2 protein-coding genes are annotated in these 1,358 nt (G+C 47.3%); both read left to right on the forward strand.

Annotation, left to right across the window (positions count from 1 at the left end):
- A partial coding sequence (locus J07HQW2_RS15025) for an ABC transporter permease (RefSeq protein WP_021056479.1) occupies positions 1–578 on the forward strand: 578 nt, incomplete at its 5' end.
- Positions 579–1,358 (forward strand): ABC transporter ATP-binding protein (locus J07HQW2_RS15030; RefSeq protein WP_021056480.1); only part of this gene is annotated, 780 nt, incomplete at its 3' end.

Genomic DNA, 1,358 nt, shown 5'->3' on the forward strand with positions numbered 1-1,358 from the left:
TGTTTGGTGTCGTCATCAATTTGCTCGCCGGTGTTCCGATTGCGTATGCGGTGACCCGATATGAATTCCCTGGTCGACGATTAGTGAACACATTTGCTGTATTGCCTATCGTTCCCGGGATTATCCTCGGTATTGCCTTCCTGAAGACATATCCCGGTCTCCCAAGCGTTATTGCGCTTGTGTTGGGATATTCGCTTTTGAAGATCCCATATATGGTACTCGCTGTTCAATCTTCATTTGAGTCGATGGACCTGAGAAGCATGGAAGAGAGTGCTCGCTCACTCGGGGCTTCCTGGACGACTACCTTCTTACGAGTCATTATTCCAGGCGCCAAACAAGGGATTATCTCAGGATCAATCATTTGTTGGACACTCGCCGCTGCGGAGTTTAATTTCTCATATGTCGTATACTCTAGTGGTCCACGCCCATTCTCATTGTTCTTATTTGAGAATATTTCGAATAATCCGTTTTTACGAGCTGCAGCTGCCATCTCAATTTACTTTGTGATTGTCGCTGTGGTGACCGCGCTGTTGAATTATATTGGTGAAAGTGGCTTTTCGGTTGGAGGTGTCAGATAAATGGCTGAACGTGTTACGATTGATAATATCACGAAGCAATTCGATGAAACGGTCGCTGTAGACACTGTCTCATTAACTGTCGAACCAGGAGAGACAATTGGATTAGTAGGTCCGTCTGGGTGTGGCAAAACAACGACGCTCCGAACGGTCGCAGGATTTGAGACACCGAATTCAGGTCAAGTTTTATTCGATGGTGAAGAGATGACGCACGTTCCACCTGAACAGCGTAATGTCGGGTTGGTGTTTCAGTCATATGCGCTGTTCAATAACATGACCGTCCAGGAAAATATCGAATTCGGCTTGAAAATGCGAGAGATACCGAAAGAACAGCGTGCTGAACGAGCGGAGGAACTACTCACACTGCTTGATATCGGTGAGATGGGCAACCGTGACCCAACAACACTCTCAGGTGGGCAACAACAGCGAGTCGGGCTTGCTCGAGCGTTGGCGATTGAGCCCCGTGTGTTGTTACTTGATGAACCGATGACTGGCTTAGATGCCAAGCTCAAGACCCGATTACAACAGGAGATTGGCTCGTTACTCGATGATATCGATGTTACCTCACTATACGTGACTCATGATCAGACTGAGGCAATGGTAATGTGTGATCGGATTGCCGTTATGAATAACGGTCACATTGAGCAGGTTGGAACACCGGATGAAATCTATGAAGCTCCAGCGAACAGTTTTGTTGCAGACTTTGTGGGCACTTCCAATCGGCTAGATGCAACAGTTCGCAATGGAACACTTAATCTGGGTCATGCAACTGTTGCAGCACCT

It is taken from the genome of Haloquadratum walsbyi J07HQW2, from assembly GCF_000415985.1.
Classification (GTDB): domain Archaea; phylum Halobacteriota; class Halobacteria; order Halobacteriales; family Haloferacaceae; genus Haloquadratum; species Haloquadratum walsbyi_B.